The organism is Streptomyces sp. NPDC003016 (genome assembly GCF_053591455.1).
The window spans coordinates 1-15,025 of sequence record NZ_JBSFTV010000077.1 but is presented as its reverse complement, the minus strand read 5'-3'; the positions used below and the strand labels follow the sequence as shown (position 1 = coordinate 15,025).

14 protein-coding genes and 4 pseudogenes are annotated in these 15,025 nt (G+C 68.9%); 9 read left to right on the top strand and 9 right to left on the bottom strand.

Annotated features, from left to right (window positions below):
- Both ACWDZ4_RS34510 and ACWDZ4_RS34505 read left to right on the top strand, forming a co-directional pair.
- Positions 1-188 (top strand): hypothetical protein (locus ACWDZ4_RS34510; protein ID WP_451512340.1); only part of this gene is annotated, 188 nt, incomplete at its 5' end.
- Positions 185-628, top strand: coding sequence for a hypothetical protein (locus ACWDZ4_RS34505; RefSeq protein ID WP_451512339.1), 444 nt, complete (start codon positions 185-187; stop codon positions 626-628). The genes ACWDZ4_RS34510 and ACWDZ4_RS34505, both read left to right, overlap by 4 nt.
- Positions 629-857: 229 nt before the next feature.
- Here ACWDZ4_RS34505 and ACWDZ4_RS34500 read toward each other — a convergent pair.
- A pseudogene (locus ACWDZ4_RS34500) lies at positions 858-1,148 on the bottom strand (Imm21 family immunity protein); the annotation flags it as partial.
- Positions 1,030-1,338 carry an Imm21 family immunity protein gene (locus ACWDZ4_RS34495; RefSeq protein WP_451512338.1) on the bottom strand — a complete coding sequence of 103 codons (309 nt, stop codon included), beginning with the start codon at positions 1,336-1,338 and terminating at the stop codon, positions 1,030-1,032. The pseudogene ACWDZ4_RS34500 and the gene ACWDZ4_RS34495, both read right to left, overlap by 119 nt.
- Positions 1,339-2,000: 662 nt before the next feature.
- Here ACWDZ4_RS34495 and ACWDZ4_RS34490 point away from each other — a divergent pair.
- Positions 2,001-2,381: a peptidase inhibitor family I36 protein gene (locus ACWDZ4_RS34490; RefSeq protein WP_451512337.1), complete on the top strand. Its 381-nt coding sequence runs from the start codon at positions 2,001-2,003 to the stop codon at positions 2,379-2,381.
- Positions 2,382-2,962: 581 nt separating this feature from the next.
- Here the strand turns inward: ACWDZ4_RS34490 and ACWDZ4_RS34485 are convergent.
- From ACWDZ4_RS34485 to ACWDZ4_RS34475, 3 genes and pseudogenes are all read right to left on the bottom strand, one after another.
- Positions 2,963-3,700 (bottom strand): dienelactone hydrolase family protein, encoded by a 738-nt coding sequence (locus tag ACWDZ4_RS34485; protein WP_451512336.1) that lies wholly within the window; start codon positions 3,698-3,700, stop codon positions 2,963-2,965.
- 239 nt (positions 3,701-3,939) lie between these two features.
- Positions 3,940-4,586 (bottom strand): annotated as a pseudogene (locus ACWDZ4_RS34480) (Tn3 family transposase).
- 303 nt (positions 4,587-4,889) lie between these two features.
- The gene (locus tag ACWDZ4_RS34475) at positions 4,890-5,864 is read right to left on the bottom strand and encodes a hypothetical protein (RefSeq protein WP_451512335.1); all 975 of its coding nucleotides are present in this window, start codon (positions 5,862-5,864) and stop codon (positions 4,890-4,892) included.
- 380 nt (positions 5,865-6,244) lie between these two features.
- Between ACWDZ4_RS34475 and ACWDZ4_RS34470 the strand changes: the two genes are divergently transcribed.
- A complete protein-coding gene (locus tag ACWDZ4_RS34470; RefSeq protein WP_451512334.1) occupies positions 6,245-6,850 on the top strand; it encodes a hypothetical protein in 606 nt (201 codons plus the stop codon).
- 288 nt (positions 6,851-7,138) lie between these two features.
- A pseudogene (locus tag ACWDZ4_RS34465) lies at positions 7,139-7,270 on the top strand (transposase); the annotation flags it as partial.
- 90 nt (positions 7,271-7,360) lie between these two features.
- Here ACWDZ4_RS34465 and ACWDZ4_RS34460 read toward each other — a convergent pair.
- On the bottom strand, positions 7,361-8,599 hold the full coding sequence (locus ACWDZ4_RS34460) for an epoxide hydrolase family protein (protein WP_451512333.1): 1,239 nt from the start codon (positions 8,597-8,599) through the stop codon (positions 7,361-7,363).
- A gap of 824 nt (positions 8,600-9,423) precedes the next feature.
- Here ACWDZ4_RS34460 and ACWDZ4_RS34455 point away from each other — a divergent pair.
- Positions 9,424-10,458, top strand: coding sequence for a non-reducing end alpha-L-arabinofuranosidase family hydrolase (locus ACWDZ4_RS34455; RefSeq protein WP_451512332.1), 1,035 nt, complete (start codon positions 9,424-9,426; stop codon positions 10,456-10,458).
- A gap of 165 nt (positions 10,459-10,623) precedes the next feature.
- Here the strand turns inward: ACWDZ4_RS34455 and ACWDZ4_RS34450 are convergent, their stop codons facing one another.
- The 3 genes from ACWDZ4_RS34450 to ACWDZ4_RS34440 form a co-directional block, all read right to left on the bottom strand.
- The gene (locus ACWDZ4_RS34450; RefSeq protein ID WP_451512331.1) at positions 10,624-11,400 is read right to left on the bottom strand and encodes a hypothetical protein; all 777 of its coding nucleotides are present in this window, start codon (positions 11,398-11,400) and stop codon (positions 10,624-10,626) included.
- A 216-nt stretch (positions 11,401-11,616) separates the two neighbouring features.
- On the bottom strand, positions 11,617-12,012 hold the full coding sequence (locus ACWDZ4_RS34445) for a hypothetical protein (protein WP_451512330.1): 396 nt from the start codon (positions 12,010-12,012) through the stop codon (positions 11,617-11,619).
- A gap of 48 nt (positions 12,013-12,060) precedes the next feature.
- Complete coding sequence (locus ACWDZ4_RS34440) at positions 12,061-12,801, bottom strand: IS3 family transposase (protein WP_451512342.1); 741 nt, start codon at positions 12,799-12,801, stop codon at positions 12,061-12,063.
- 529 nt (positions 12,802-13,330) lie between these two features.
- Between ACWDZ4_RS34440 and ACWDZ4_RS34435 the strand changes: the two genes are divergently transcribed.
- The 3 genes and pseudogenes from ACWDZ4_RS34435 to ACWDZ4_RS34425 all read left to right on the top strand — a co-directional run bounded on the left by ACWDZ4_RS34435 (position 13,331) and on the right by ACWDZ4_RS34425 (position 14,711).
- Positions 13,331-13,858, top strand: coding sequence for a GNAT family N-acetyltransferase (locus ACWDZ4_RS34435; protein WP_451512329.1), 528 nt, complete (start codon positions 13,331-13,333; stop codon positions 13,856-13,858).
- 63 nt (positions 13,859-13,921) lie between these two features.
- A pseudogene (locus ACWDZ4_RS34430) lies at positions 13,922-14,503 on the top strand (transposase); the annotation flags it as partial.
- Positions 14,442-14,711 (top strand): transposase, encoded by a 270-nt coding sequence (locus ACWDZ4_RS34425; RefSeq protein WP_451512341.1) that lies wholly within the window; start codon positions 14,442-14,444, stop codon positions 14,709-14,711. The pseudogene ACWDZ4_RS34430 and the gene ACWDZ4_RS34425, both read left to right, overlap by 62 nt.
- The last annotated feature ends 314 nt before the right edge of the window (positions 14,712-15,025 follow it).

Sequence of the window (15,025 nt, the reverse complement as noted above, 5' to 3'; positions counted from 1 at the left end):
GCCCGTCCGTGACGACCACCCGCGGGACCGCACGCCTCTTCCTCACCAGGCGGCGGGAGAAGTGCCGGGCGGCGGTCTTTGTCCCGCCGGTACTGACCGGCGGCCCGCTGGACGGGCTGCTAGGACTGCCCGTCAGGAGAGAGCGTGCGCCGCGGTGCCGCTGGGGGCGTTGCGCGGCGTACTGGTGACCTTTGTGGAGCGGGGTGGGTCAGCCGGGCTGGTCGCCGGTGTAGCGGTAGATGTTGCCGACGGAGTCGACGCCCCAGACGGTGCCGTCGGCGCCGGCGCCGATGTCGGTCAGAAGATCATCCCAAGACGGTTCGGGTGCGCTTCACGGCCGGCGGACTGGAGAGGCGTCCTGGAACAGGAAGAGGCCCTAAGAATCGCGGTCGAGTTCCTCGCGCACAGCCAGCGCGACGACGAGCCGCCCCTTGCCATCGACTCCGCACGTGTCCGCGAGAGCAACGGCCTCCTGATCGTGCCCTACAACTCTGTGCAGTACCTCGCCTCGCGCGAGGGGAGGCAACAACTGCTGGGCTGCTGGCCCATCCTGGTCGACCTTGATCGCGGTGACGTACGGTTCGGGACCCTCGACGAGCGGCATCTGTGGAGGAATCCGACCGCCTGACACGGCACCCCAGCACGGATACTGCCTGTTCAGTCCTCGACGGGCAGGATCTGGACCAGGCCGACCCAGTTCTCCTCGTCCGCCTCGGTGTGGACGGCGCGGACCCTCCAGCGGCCGGCGGGCAGCGGAACCGGTGCCTGCGCAGGCAACCCCCCCCACCCGGGTGCTCCGCGTTCAGCTCGGTGCCTGCCTCGGCGGAGTCCATGAGCACAGCGGGGCCGTCCGTGCTCCACGCCTCGCATTCCTCCCACCGGGTGGCGGAATCCGCGAGGACGACCTCGGCCGCGGCTTTGAGTCCGGTCGCGGAGCCGGCGGCCAGCCAGCGCAGGAAGGCGCGATGCTCGGGCAGGTAGCAGGTGGTGGCGGGCTCGTCCCCCAACACCAATGCCTGCGCCCCGCCCTCACCAACGGCGATCACGCCGGCCAGATCGTCCACTGCACAGGCCCTGTCGTAGTCGTCCGCATCGGTCGCACCCCCCCCCCGCGACCATCCCACTCCCCGTGCACCCACGCCATGCATCCAGCGCGGAGACGGGGATGACGATCAAAGGGCCGCCCATCGACTCCGCCCAGACACCCAGACAAGGGAGCGGTGGAACGTATCGGCTGCGGTGGGCGAGGGGTAGCTCATAGCGCCAGTGTGCCCTCAGGCACCGATAACGCCTGCCGCGGTGCCCGCCGACCGGGGTCGGCTCAGGCGCAACCAGCATGACGGGACAGCCTTTACGAGCTTGAGCAAATGGTGCTCCATCGACTCATGCGTGAGCGTGCACGAGTCCGGCCGGCCAGGGGCGTGGCAGAAGAACTTGACCCGCAGCGGTGACAACTTGGCATGCACGCTCCACCTGCACTCAGGACACACGATCGCGGGCCGCGGGTTCGTCTCCTGGTAGAAATCTCCCCACCGTCGCCTACACCCGAGATCGGGAAGCGCCGCGTTCAGGAGTCTCACCCAGGGATGCAGAGCAGTGGGACTCCGCCGACTTGAAGCCGCAGGTCAAGGGGCTGGTGTGATCGGATCGCAGGGTACTCGTGCTGGTCGCGGGCGGAAGCCCTCGGAGAAGACCGTCCGTCAGCGGTCGACTTCAAGGTGTGTCAGGACGAGCAGAGCGCGCAGGAGCTGGGTGGCGTGGTCGGGACCGGTACGGAGTGTGGTGAGGATCCGCCAGTTCTTGAGGCGGGCGAAGCCGTGCTCGACCGGTGCGCGTCCGGCGGTTCCCAGGGAGAAGCATCATGTTTGTGAACCCGCAGGGGAGATACGGCTATATGCGGCCCGCAACAAAGGCTTGTTCTCGCATGTGGTTCCCGGCATTCAGCTGCTCTAGTGGCTCGGAAGGAATCCACATGTTCCCAACTAAAGGCGGATCTTGTGATGTCACTGCGACGCTCCCTCCTCACCCTCACCGCTGCGGCGGGCTTGGCCATGTCCGCAGCGCTTACCGCACCAGCGGCAGCAGCGGCACCTGCCGCCGAGACACCGTGGCGAGACTGCGAGGTCGGCGAGTTCTGCGTCTATGAGCACGACAACGGATACGGCGGAGCGGCGTACTTCCGGAGTGGCACCGATAATCTGGGCGACTACCGCCTGAACGACAAAGTCTCCTCGGTATGGAACAGGACTGGCAGGACGGTCTGCACGTACCTGGACACCTACAAGCAAGGCTCCACGTGGCCAGTAGGGAACTGGAAGGGCAATACCTCCCAGTACAACCGAAACGACAACATCAGCTCCCTGTGGGTAAGGGTGTGCTGATCACCCCGCCCGGCCAGAACCTGGTCGTGGGTCCCAGGGCGCCGCAGCAGGCTGGTGTCGCGGGTGCGGCGCAGCATCTGCACGGGCCAGGCGGCACACGGATGCTGCACGGGCAGCAGGCCGGCCCGGCCGTACAGCGACGGGTAGCTGCTGTTCGCCGCCCGGGCCGTGCTACTCCCAGCCAGCACCTGCTGCTCCGCGGTAGCCAGCAGGCCGTGGGCCCGTCCCGGTGGCTGCATAACATCGCAGTTCTGTGATGTTCCGGGCGAGATCCATGCACAGCCGCTGCATGCGCTGAGACTCCGCCGACTTGAAGTCGCAGGTCAAAGGGCTGGTGTCGGATCGCAGGGTGCTCGTGCTGGTCGCGGGCGGAAGTCCGCGGAGAAGGAATGTCCCGCCGCAGGTCGCGAAGGTCACCGTAGAGGCTCCGCCGCAGTAAATCCGGCATTTACTGCGGCAGTTGTGCTTACGTCTCCACATTCGAGCATCTGCCCGGATGCGGTTCTGCTGTGCGGACTTGAGGGGAGGGGATTGTCAGTGCCCGACGGCGACCAGGCCTGGCGCCAGCGTGTTCGCCTGGGTCATATCCCCAGGTCCTCCGTCACGGGCAGGCACTCGGCGAGCAGGTCGACGACGTCGCGCCAGGCTCGCTGTGCGTGCTGTGGGTGGTAGCCGACGCCGGGGACCACGGGGTGGTCGACCGGCGGGTGGTGGAAGGCGTGCAAGGCGCCGCCGTAGACCGCGAGGCGCCAGTCGACGCCCGCGGCCTGCATCTCAGCGGTGAACGCGTTCCGTTGCGCGGGCGGCATGATCGGGTCTTCCGACCCGACCCCGGCCCACACCGGGCAGCGAATGCGCGCCGCCTCGCCCGGTCGGCCCGTGGTAGTTGCGTTGACTGTCCCGATCGCGCGCAGGTTGACGCCATCGCGCCCGAGTTCCAGTGCGATGGCGCCCCCGGTGCCGTAGCCGACGGCGGCTATCCGGTCGGGGTCGGTCCGCGGTTCGGTGCGCAACACGTCGAGCGCCGCGTGGCCGATGCCTCGCATCCGGTCGGGGTCGGCGAGCAGCGGCATGCAACGGGCCAGCATCTCCTCGGGGTCGCCCAAATAGCGCCCACCGTGAAGGTCGAAGGCCAGCGCTGCATATCCCAGCTCGGCGAGAGCATCGGCCCTGCGGCGCTCGACGTCGCTGAGCCCCATGCCCTCTGGTCCGAGCAGCACCGCGGGCCGGCGGTCGACACCGGCCGGGAGCGCGAGGTGCCCGATCATCGTCAAACCGTCGGCCGGATACTCGACCGTACGCGTCGTAATCGTTGTCATGAGTCTGGACTGTAGTGATCGTCGAGCCCGGTCCGGCCGGTGTTCTGCCGCTGGCAGAACAGCCCGGGTATCCCGAATACGGCGAGGGCTCACAAGAACCGTCACAAACCCGTCCCCACGGCAGCACTATCGGATCACCTGCCCAGGCCACGGTGTTGGAGGCTGACCCTCGCAGCAGGATTCCGGGGTATACCGGTCCGCTCCTGTGAAGGGCGTCACCAGCTAGTTCACCTCTCGGTTCAGGCGGCTTGGCCGAGACCGGCGGCAGTCAGGTCCTGGTCGCGCAGCGGGGTGAAGTCGACGTCGAGTTTCGGGTCGTACGCGTCGGGCTGGTTGCCGAGTTCGTGGGTGCTGTACTCGCCGAACCGGTTGATGTGTTCGGTCAGGTACGGCGAGATGTGCGCCAGGTCCTCCGGGGCGATCTCCCGTCCCTCCTCCAGTAGCTGCCGCACGATCTCCGCGATGTCCAGGGCGTTGTGGAAGATCACCGCGTTCGTGAGCAGCGCGTTGAACTTCATCGCCTTCTTCTGCTCGACGGGGTCGTTGTCGGCGATGACGCCGCGGTCACCCGCCGGCGAAGCGGCGCGTCGGAGAGGTAGCGCAGCAGTTGGACGGTGCGGATCACGCGGCCGACCTCGCGGAAGACGGGGTAGGTGGCGTTCTTCCTCGACCCGGAGCGCAGACGCTTGAGCAGTGTGGAGGAGGAGACGGTGCCCTCGCGTACCGAGACGGCCACGCGCATCAGGTGGCGGAACTGGGACTCGATCAGGTCGAAGTCGATGACGTGCTTGCCCGGCTCGCCGAACAGGGCGTCGATGTGCACGTACTCCGTCTGCTTGGAAGGCCGGTAGAAGGTCAGTTCCTTCCAGTTCCTGATCCTGGGCATGAGAGTCAATGCCGTGCGGACTCTCCGCCGGGGCGCACAGAGCCTCGATCACCGTCTTGAGGGCTTCCGTGGGGAGGTCCTCGCTCATCGCGAGATCCCGTCACAGCGGGTACGTACGGGCATTGACCATCCTCGGATCCCCTCCCATGCCTGACCTGGTGTCACCACCCGGTCGGCATCCGTGGAATGACCGTACGGGGCTCTCGGGCCCGAGCGGACGCGATCAGCGAAGTCCGCTCGTCGGAGAACGCACTCGGCGTGAGCGTGGCAGGCCCGCCTGGCGCGGGCCTGCCCGCGGGTGCCTCAGTCCTCGTCGGTACCGGCGTGGCCGAGCCCGTCGTCCAGGGTGATGCGGATGGTTTCCCCGGAGCCGGTGGCGCCGGCGAGCTCGGCCGCGATCCGGTTATAGGCGGTGGTGGCCAGAGCCCAGTCGGCTTCCAGGACGGTGGCGGTGGTTCGGGTGTTCCAGAGCTCGATCAGAACGGCGATGAGCGAGCGCCCCGAGAGGGCGGCCTGGATGCGGCCCTCCTTGACGTCCTCCACGGCGGGCGGAGTACGGAAGTGGCCGTGGTCGACGGCGAGGGAGGAGAGGAACTCCCAGGTGTCGCGGTGCAGGACCAGCTCGGCCGAGGCGACGCCGGCTGCTTTCAGCAGGAGGACCCCGTGCGCGACCTTCGAGTCCTCAGGCTGGGGTTCGGGCGTTTGCCCGGAGGCGGTGGGCCCGGGTGCGGGCCCGGTGGCCGTGGCGCGGTAGGCGGCCTCGATGGCGTTCTTCAGGCCGGCCTCCGCCCCCTCGCTCCCGGTCGCCTTCCACGGATGCGGATCCTGGCCTTCAGCGTGCTCCACGTTCTCCCCCTCCTCTTCACGGTCGGGCACTGTCCGCCGGGACAATCCGGTGATGTCCGCGTCGCCGTCCGGACCGGGCCCGGCGACTTCCCCGGCCCGGGGCGGGGGCTGCTGCGGAGCGGCAGCTGGCGCTGTGGCGAGGCCGCGCAGGGTGTCGGCGAGTTCGCGCAGCTGCTCTGTCTCCTCCCGTGTTTCCTCCCGGCCCTCCTGCAGGTCGGCGATCATCTTGTCCTGGCGGCGGCGCAGCTCCCGGTTCTCCTCGCGCAGCCCGGTGACACCGTTCTGGACGACCTCCTGGATCTTCATGCGGGCCTGCGTGAGTTCGCCGTGCAACGCAGGCAGACCCACTGTCGGGTCGTCCAGGCGTTCCAGTTGCTTGCGTGCTTCCCTCAGTTCCCCCAGCGCCTCGTCGAACGCCTGTTTCCACCACACGTGACTCCCTGACTACGTTCAGTTGCCGGACCGCTCGTACCTCCCCATAATCAGCTCAGCCGACACAGCACTTTCCGGCCCTTCCATGGGCGGTCGACAGGGCGATCGGCGAGCGGCCGCCCTGCGATCCGAAGGCGCTGCTGAAGCTGTTCGAGGACGGGGAGGCCGAGCCCGGGATTTCCGGACACCGATCGGTCGAGCGGTGTGGGGCGTTGCCGTTCGGTGACCTTCGTGACGTAGCTGTAGCAAGGGTGCAGGGCAACGGAAGAACCCCGTAGCGGGTCGTACAAGCTGTAATGACCAGAAGCGTTCCGGCGGGTCGCCCGACTGGGTCCCGTCCTCCGCATCCGGTCGCCTCGACAGCAACGCATGGGGGAATCATGAACGTTCGTACGCGCGGTACCCGACTCGCGCTGGCCGCGCTGGCCGCCGGGACCGCCGTCGCACTGGCCGCCGCCCCTGCGACGGCGGCCGGCTCTCCCCGGTTCCTGGAGCCGGCCGAGTTGCCGCCCCACCCGACCTCGCCCTGGTACGCCGGCCCGGTCACTGCAGGACAGCCCGAGCACTCTCCGGTCTGCGGGGGAGAGGCACTGCCGTCCACCTCCAGCCACCGCGAGTACTGGACCGAGTACGACACCAATGGCTCGCAGGTCACCGTGGTCGAGCGCGACGAGCAGCGGGCCAAGGAGTTCGCCGGCCTGCTGCGCCGGAAGATCGCCGACTGTGCCGAGCGGCTCATGGCGGAGAACCCCGGCCTCACAGCGACCCAGAAGAACTACGGCAAGATCCGTGTCGAGGAGGGCGCCACCGTCCACGGTCTGCACACCGTGTCCGACTGGGGCTCCTCCGACGTCAGCCTGTTCTCGGTGGGCCGGGACGGCAGGACCGTGACGTATGTCCGGTGGGCCCAGATGGGCACCTTCGCACACGCGCAGGTCGCGGACTTCAAGACGACCACTGTTACGGCTGTCAACAAGCTCTACTGAGCCGTGCCCGGCGCCGCCCGTTTCGCGGAGGCGAAGCGGGCGGTCCCACCCGCCCACAGCCGTCGGCCAAGCACGGTGGCGTGCCTCCGGTGTGTCGAGCTGTGGCAGGGAGAGCCAAGCCCGATCGCCGACGTGCCGCGTGATGGCCGGCCGGCGGTCCGGCGACGGGCTTCCAACCGCCCCTTCCGATCCGTCAGGTCGAAAGACCGCCCAGCGCACCGGCACACCTGCGCCCCGTGCCGAGAGGGGAAGGCTGAGCAGGGGGTCTGGATGTGTTGTTCGGACAGCTTGGTGTTGCGTCCGCTGATCTACGGCTGCACCACCGGCGCCCGCTCCTCGCGGGCGATCGAGTGCAAGTGCGCCGACGACATCGCGTTCCGGTTCCTCGCCGCCGACCAGGCACCGGACTTCCGCTCCATAAGGTGACGGCAACCCTCGAGGGTCTGCGCCGCGGACCGCACGGGGAGGCAGGCAGCAGCGCTCCCGCGGACCGCGGCACGGACTCGCTCGTCAGCAGGGCCTGCGGTCGTGGAAGGTGCGGCGCAGGTCGCTCACCCAGGCGTCGGGGTTCTCCCAGGGGATGAAGTGGCCGCCGTGGTCGTGGGCGTTGACGTTGACGTGGTTGAACCAATCGGCCTGCGGGCCGGTCTTGAATGCCTGGACGCGCTCGTTGGCGGTGTGGATGCCGGGCGGGTTCTCGTACGTGAGGAAGGTGAGGCCGACCGGGGCCTGCACGACCGGGGTGCGGTCGTGGGCGGGGGCCCAGGGGTAGCGGTTGGCGTTGGCGTAGTAACGCATCGACGTGGCGATGGAGTTGTTCGCCCAGTAGATCGTGGCGTGGGTGAGCAGGTCGTCCTTGGTGAAGACGGACTCGAGGTCGCCGCCGTTCTCGCTCCAGGCGTTCCAGCGCTCCAGCAGCCAGGCGAGCAGTCCGGCGGGTGAGTCGCTCAGCCCGTGGGCCAGGGTGGCGCCGTCGAGCATGTGTACGGCGAGGTGGGACGCCGAGCGGTGGTCCAGCTCGATGATGCGGGCGCGGATGTCGGCGGGCTGGTCGTCGGTGAGGGGCCGGTTCCGGGCGAAGTCCCAGGCGCGGGGGCCGGTGAAGAAGTCGAGCGGCAGCCCGGAGCCGATGTGGATGCCGTACAGCTCGTCGGCGTACTTGTGGCCGAGCTGGCTGGAGACGATCCCGCCGATGTCGCAGCCACCGGCGGCGTATTTCTCGTATCCCAGGGTCTCGGTCATCAGGGTGTGCCAGAGGTCGGAGACCTTCCAGAAGTTGACGTCCGAAAAGCCGGTGAGCGGGCCGGGGAAACCGAAGCCGGGCAGGGACGGCACGATGACGTCGAACGCGTCGGCGGGGTCACCGCCGAACGCGGCCGGGTCGGCGAGCGGGTCGATCACCTTCGACCAGTGCCAGAACGTCCACGGCCAGCCGTGGGTGAGGATCAACGGGATCGGGCGGGGGCCGCGGCCGGGCTTGCGCATGAAGTGCACCGGTACACCGGCGACGCCCACCTGGTAGTGCTCGTAGGCGTTGATGGCGGCCTCTGCCTTGCGCCAGTCGTAGCCGTCCCGCCAGTAGGCGACCAGCTCACGCAGATAGCTGTCCGGGACGCCGTACGACCAGTCCTCATTGCCCTCGTCCAGCGGCGGACGGGTCAATGTGAGACGGGCGCGCAGGTCATCGAGGACCTCATCGGGCACATGGACAGGGGTGGGCTCCAGAGGGAAGGCGTGCGGGGTGGTCATGGCGTGGTTCCTTACTGGATAGGGGAAGCGGTGCCGTCGGCCTGTTGGGTGGTTGGGCGGCGAGCCGGGCCATTTCAAGGAGTGCGGGCAGCGACGCGGCGGGTGCCTGCCGGTGGTGCGGGTCGCCCTGGCCGGTCAGGCCGGCCAGGCAGTCGATGCCCTCCTTTCGCCGCGACTCGACCAGCTCGGCACCGGCGGGCGTGACCTGCGCCGGCACCGCCCGGCCGCCCGAGGGGTCCGGGGACCACACTGGTGAGTACGTGATCCCCGCTATTTTGCGGCTGGTGTCTGAGCTAGGACAACGGGGCCTGCACCTGCCGCAACTGACCCGCCCGAAGATCTTGAGACAGCGGTCAGCGACGAACCCTGTCCACAACCTCGCCGCGCACCGGACCGTCTGGACCGAGCGGCGGGCGGACCGAGCGGCGGGTGGGCCCAGCTGTCGCGGAAGCGGTGGAGCGGCAGAACCACCGTGCCCTGCGCGAACTCGGCCGACGCGTGTTTTCCGACCTGGAGCCGGTCCCGGGCGGCGGGCCGGCCCCGATTGAGGTGGCCCGCGTCCAGCGACGCCGCCAGGCCGCAGCCACTGAGGCGGCCGCTCTTCGACGGGCGCGTGCCGAGCGGGCCGGTGCGGGCCGCAGTGCGCCGCGGCTGGGGCGGAACACGTACGGCGTGAGCACCGCCATGACGACGGTGACCACACCGACTGCGGCCGGCCAGGGCAGTCGCCCGCGTCTGCTCGAACGGCGGATGCCCGACGGCACGTTTCCCCGCCCCCGCCTCGCGCCGTGAGGCGGCAGAACCGCGAGCCCAGGAGGAGACACATGGCTACAGGCAGGAAGAGGCGTGAAGGCGTGCTGTGGCGCCGGCGACGAAGCACGGTCGGGATGACGGTGACGGCGCTGCTCGCCGGCCTGTGCCTCGCCCTCACCACGACGCCCGCGTCGGCGGCCTCGGTCGACACCGGTGCCTGGTACGTGCTGGTCAACCGCAACAGCGGCAAGGCGCTGGACGTCACCAACCGGGACGCCGACAACGGCGTCGGACTGCAGCAGTACACCCGCAACGACGGCGCCTGGCAGCAGTGGCGCTTCGTCGACTCCGGAAGCGGCCATTACCGGCTGCGTTCCCGCTTCACCGGCAAGGTGCTCGACGTGTCCGCCCAGTCGACGGCCGACAGCGCCCGGATCCAGCAGTGGGACGACGCGAACGGGACCAGCCAGCAGTTCTCCCTGACGGACTCCGCCGGCGGGTACGTGCGCCTGATCAACCGCAACAGTGGCGAGGCCGTCGGGCTCGCAGGTGCCTCCACGGCCGACGCCGCGGCCGTCGACCAGTACACGGACCACGACGGAACCGGCCAGCAGTGGCAGCTGGTCAAGGTCGGGACCGTGTCGACCTCCCTGCCCTCCTCGTACTCCTGCGTGTCGACCGGGGTACTGGCGGGCCCGAAGTCGAGCCCCTCGCACAGCCTCGCGTCGATCAAGGACTACTCAGTCATCCGGTACAACGGCAAGTACCACGTCTACGCCACCACGGCGAGCACGTCCGGGGGCTGGAACCTGGAGTACTTCAGCTTCGACAAGTGGGCGAACGCCGCCTCGGCGACCCAGCACTACCTGGACTCCTCCGCCATCGGCACCGGTTACCGGGCCGCGCCCCAGGTCTTCTGCTTCGCCCCGCAGAACCTCTGGTACATGGTCTACCAGACCGGCCCGCCCACCTACTCCAACGACGACCGGCCCGTCCAACCCCTCCTCCTGGTCCGCCCCGAAGACCTTCATCTCCTCCGAACCCGCCGTGGTCACCCGGAACAAGGGGGACGGGGGGTGGATCGACTTGGACTTCCGGCTGGCTGAGGACGTCCTTCCAATCGCGCGCCGATCTGTGGCTGACACCCCTGACGGGGGTGAGCGCCCCGGCGTGCGACGGTTTCCGGTTCGACGTCCTGGACCAGGCCGACCGCGTGCTCCTCGCCCGGGTGGAAGAGGGAACCGCCGCCGGCGGCGAGGACGACCCGCTGATCAATCGGCTGACGAGCCGGGTATGTGCTTCGCGACATGTTCGATCGGACCGATGAGCAACCAGAGCACGGCCGCACCGGCGAGCGTGCTGCTCCAGTTGGTGTGCAGGCCGGCGAGCCACGGCGCGGCAAGCAGGAACGGCACCGCGTACACCAGCAGCCGTCGCACGGCTCCGCGCGGGGTCCAGCACTCCTTGCTGGAGTTGACCATGCCGAAGGCCAGGCCGCCGATGATTCCGCCCATGAGGCCGGTCGTCAGCAGGCTGAACCCGGTGACCACCCACCGCGTCGCGCCGAACCCCGTCACCGTCTGCTCGGACGTCGCCGCGGCGCTTGCCAGGGTGAGCAGCAGTCCGGCTATCGGAACGCACAGCAGCACCAGGTGTGCCAGCCGCAGCGTGTTCCACAGCCACTCGGGTTCCCCCGAGTCGTCGGGCTCCAGCCCGGCGGCCACGATCTCCGGCTTACTGCCGCTGTCGGCGATCATGCCGCCGTTCAGCCAGCGGACCGCGCGCCACACCACTACCACCCACAGCACCCCCAGGCCCAGCGCCGCACCGCCGGCGACCAGCGCCTGCTGCTGCCCTGCTGGGCCAGGCCGCCACCACAGCAGCACTCCGGCCAGCAGCCCCAGCAGCACCGCGGCGCCCGCAGCGAGCCGGGCGGTCACGATGAACCACAGCCCGGTCCGCCGCGCACGATCCCACTCGCCGTGCAACCGGTACACCTGGTAGAGGCTGACCAGTTCGCCCCGCTCGCGCCGACGCCGCCTCCGCACGGACACCACGATTCCGCCCCCCGATTCAAGGTCATTCTGACCAACGCGAGATCAGATGCAGAGTATGGCTGCCTCATGCAGGGTTCGACACCCTGGACCACGCGCTCCTGGTCCCCTTGGAGGGGCCGCAGGGTGGGCCTGGCGTACAGCGCAGCATTTGCACCACCCAGAAGACCGGCTCCGCCGAGCCGTCGACTGTCGCTGCGCCCGGATCGGCTACGGGCTCGCGCCTGCTGCCACCGGCGTGCTGTCGGGCTGACCAGCGTTACGCGCGCACGCCCGCAGAGCGCTGTCGAAGAACACGTCGACGTCGGCGGCAGCGTCCTGGCGCGTGACCTCGTGTAGCGCCTTCGTCGCTTCGAAGGCGGCCACAACGGGAGGAGACGGCTGACGGTACGCCTCGGTCTTCCCATCAAGATGACCAGCGAAGCCGAAGTGCACAGTACGAGCCTCCTCTGCGGCGACCACCTGCTGGTGGGCTCCGTAGGCTGTCTCGAACCACCGCGCCGCCTCATCCGCGCCCAGCGCGTTGACGACGATCGCGAAGAACAGGATCACCTGCTCCGCACTTTCGGGCCGGCTGTCGGTGGGCGGGCCGAAGCGGTTGCCCAACTCCTGGGTGAAGTGGAAGCGGGCCTTGACCCCGGATATTGAATACGTCTACGCGGCTTGGGCCAGGGTAGTCGCTGAGGGTTGGTAGTCGTTCTCGTAGGCGATCGGGGACCGCTGGCCGAGGCGGGAGTGCCGGCGGCGGGTGTCGTACCGGGTCAGCCGGCGGAAGACGTCGAGTCGTGCCTCATGCTCGTTCGACCAGTCTTTGCGGCCCTTGAGCGTCTCCCTCTTGAAGGCGGCGTTGAAGCTCTTTGCAGCGGCGTCGTCCGCGCTGGACCCGACCGCGCCCGCGCTCTGCCGGATCCCTGCTGACCTGCAGATTTCAGCGAAGGTCCTCCTCGCGTATTGCGAGCCGTGATCGGTGTGCATCACCGCTCCGGTCAGGCTCCCGCGGGTCCGTTCGGCGGCCGCGAGGGCGTCGATGACGAGCTCCGTTCTCCTGTGGTCGGCGATGGCCCACCCGGCCGGCCGCCGTGAGGCGAGGTCGATGACCGTCGCGAGATAGAGCGGTTTCGCGCCGCTGACCGGCAGATAGGTGATGTCGCCGACGTACTTCGTGTTCACCGCGGCCGCGGTGAAGTCACGGCCGACCAGATCCGGTGCCTTCGACGCCGCTTGGTTCGCGACGGTGGTGCGGTGCCGACGGCGAAGACGGACTCCCTCGAGCCCGATGGTCCGCATGGTCCTCGCGACGCGTTTGTGGTTGATCCGTATCCCCTCGTCGCGGAGTTCGGGGGTGATCCTGGGGGAGCCGTAAGTGCCGTCGCGGTCCTGGTGGACCTTGCGTATCCGGGCCGCGATCCCGGCCTCGGCCGTCTGCCGGGCCGCTCACGCGGCCGCGGTGCGGCGCCAGTAGGAGAAACTCGAGCGGGAGAGGCCGAGGATGGCGCAGAGCCGCTTCACGCCGAACCGGCGCTGATGGTCTTCAACGAACTGGCAGCGGTTCACCAGCGCGTCTCCGCCGCGAAATACCGGGCCGCCTTGCGCAGAATGTCGCGTTCCTCCTCCAGCTCACGGATCCTGTTGCGGGCCGCGGCCAGCTCCGCCTGACCGTCGCTCTTACTTGGAGCGGCCTCGTGTCGCACCTGATCATTTCAGAATGAGGTTCGGAGTCGTCGCCAGCAGATGATGCTGCAGGAGAGTTTGAGGAGTCCCAAGTAGAGGTCGGCGCGTATCTCGTAGCGGATCCGGAGCTGCTTGAACGGGTGGAACCAGGCGAAGGTCCGCTCGACGGCCCAGCGGGCGTAGAGTGCGGCGGCGCGGGCAGCCTCGCATAGGCTGGCCGTCTCATCCGACGCACTGCGACGAGGATCAGCCCATGCGCAGCAGCACCGGGATCCGCCTGATCGAGCCCGCCGACGCCGCCCCGATCGCCGCGCATCGGGTGCGGGACTTCGAGGCTTTCCGACCGTGGGAACCGGCCCAGCCGGCCGACTTCTTCACCCCGGAGGGCCAGACGGAGCGGATCGACAGCCTGCTGGCCGGATACCGGGCCGGCGCGGTCTGGCCGGGCGTGGTGCTCGCCGACGACCAGGTGATCGGGCAGGTCACCGTCGGAGGCATCCTGCCGCAGCCGCACCTGCGCCGCGGCTCCGTCGGATACTGGATCGCCGGCGTCGCCCAGAATCAAGGGCACGCCGGGCACGCCGTCGGGCTTGTACTCCGGGTGATGACGGACGAACTCGGGTTGCACCGCGCCGAGGCGTCCACCAATCTGGAGAATCTGCCGTCGCAGCGGGTGCTGCGCCGCAACGGGTTCAGCCCGTACGGCGTCGCGCACTCCTCGATCTTTCTCGACGGGAGCTGGCGGGACGGGCTGCTGTGGGAGCGGGTCCTCGGCGACTAGCTGATCATCTCAGAATGAGTTCGCTTGTACGGCTTGGCAGTTGGGGTTGGCGGCGGCGGAGTTGTGCGGGGATCGGATGATCTTGTGCCCGATGACCTGTGGGAACGGGTAGCCCCATTGCTGCCTCCGCGTCCGCCGAGGCACCGGAGGCGTCCCGGTCGGCTGCCGACGGGCGACCGGGCTGCCCTGCGTGGGATCGCTCACGTGCTGCGCAAGGGCGTGAACTGGGCGGATGCGCCCACGGAGCGGATCGGCTGCAGCGGAGTGAGGGCCTGGCGGCGTCTGCGGGACTGGACCGAGGACGGTGTGGCCCCGCCTGCGCGAGATCCTTCTGGCAGGACTGCGAGCGCCGGGCCTGCTGGACATGGACGACGCGGCGGTCGGCGGCTCGCGTGTCAGAGCTCTCAAAGAGGGGCTCACACCGGACCTTCGCCGGTCGACCGCGCACGTCCGGGCAGCAAGCACCACCTGATCACCGACCGGCACGGCACCCCCTCGGCCGTCTCGCTGACCAGCGGAAACCGGCACGACGTCACCCAGCTGATGCCCCTGCTGGACGGGATACCCCGCATCCGTGGTGTGCATGGGCGGCCATGTCATCGGCCGGCCGGGCTGTTCGCCGACCGCGGCTACGACTTCGACAAGTACCGCCGCCTGCTCCGGGCTCGGGGGGATCACACCGAAGATCGCTCGCCGCGGCGCCTCGCACGGACCCGGCCTGGGCAAGACCCGCTGGGCCGTCGAGCGGCCCTTCGCCTGGCTCCACCAGTTCAAGCGGCTCCGGATCCGCTACGAGATACGCGCCGACCTCCACCTGGGGCTCCTCCGACTCGCCTGCAGCATCATCTGCTGACGACGACTCCGAACCTTATTCTGTAATGATCAGTTACGACCCCGTGCACGATAAGGAATGACGCTCTCCTGCACGGGTACCCATGCTGGTCACAGCCTCGCCCCTTGACAGCAGGCTCCGCTGGCGCGCTCGGATCCTTATCGTGCACGAGGTCGTTACGAGCTCGTGCATGGTTGGCGGTGGTGCGTGGAGGGCCCCGAGTTGATCGGTGTTCACTTTCGCCGATCGATTCGGGTGATGCTCTCTTGGTGTGAGAGAAGCCCGGCGATCGCCTGGACGGTGTCACTCATGTGCTCGCGGCGGCCGTGGTGGCG

Bases quoted from the DNA above. Each gene is read 5' to 3' on its own strand.
- ACWDZ4_RS34495 (WP_451512338.1), bottom strand. From the start codon at position 1,338: ATGCTGGTTGCGCCTGAGCCGACCCCGGTCGGCGGGCACCGCGGCAGG.
- ACWDZ4_RS34490 (WP_451512337.1), top strand. From the start codon at position 2,001: ATGTCACTGCGACGCTCCCTCCTCACCCTCACCGCTGCGGCGGGCTTG.
- ACWDZ4_RS34485 (WP_451512336.1), bottom strand. From the start codon at position 3,700: ATGACAACGATTACGACGCGTACGGTCGAGTATCCGGCCGACGGTTTG.
- ACWDZ4_RS34470 (WP_451512334.1), top strand. From the start codon at position 6,245: ATGAACGTTCGTACGCGCGGTACCCGACTCGCGCTGGCCGCGCTGGCC.
- ACWDZ4_RS34460 (WP_451512333.1), bottom strand. From the start codon at position 8,599: ATGACCACCCCGCACGCCTTCCCTCTGGAGCCCACCCCTGTCCATGTG.
- ACWDZ4_RS34455 (WP_451512332.1), top strand. From the start codon at position 9,424: ATGGCTACAGGCAGGAAGAGGCGTGAAGGCGTGCTGTGGCGCCGGCGA.
- ACWDZ4_RS34435 (WP_451512329.1), top strand. From the start codon at position 13,331: ATGCGCAGCAGCACCGGGATCCGCCTGATCGAGCCCGCCGACGCCGCC.
- ACWDZ4_RS34425 (WP_451512341.1), top strand. From the start codon at position 14,442: ATGGGCGGCCATGTCATCGGCCGGCCGGGCTGTTCGCCGACCGCGGCT.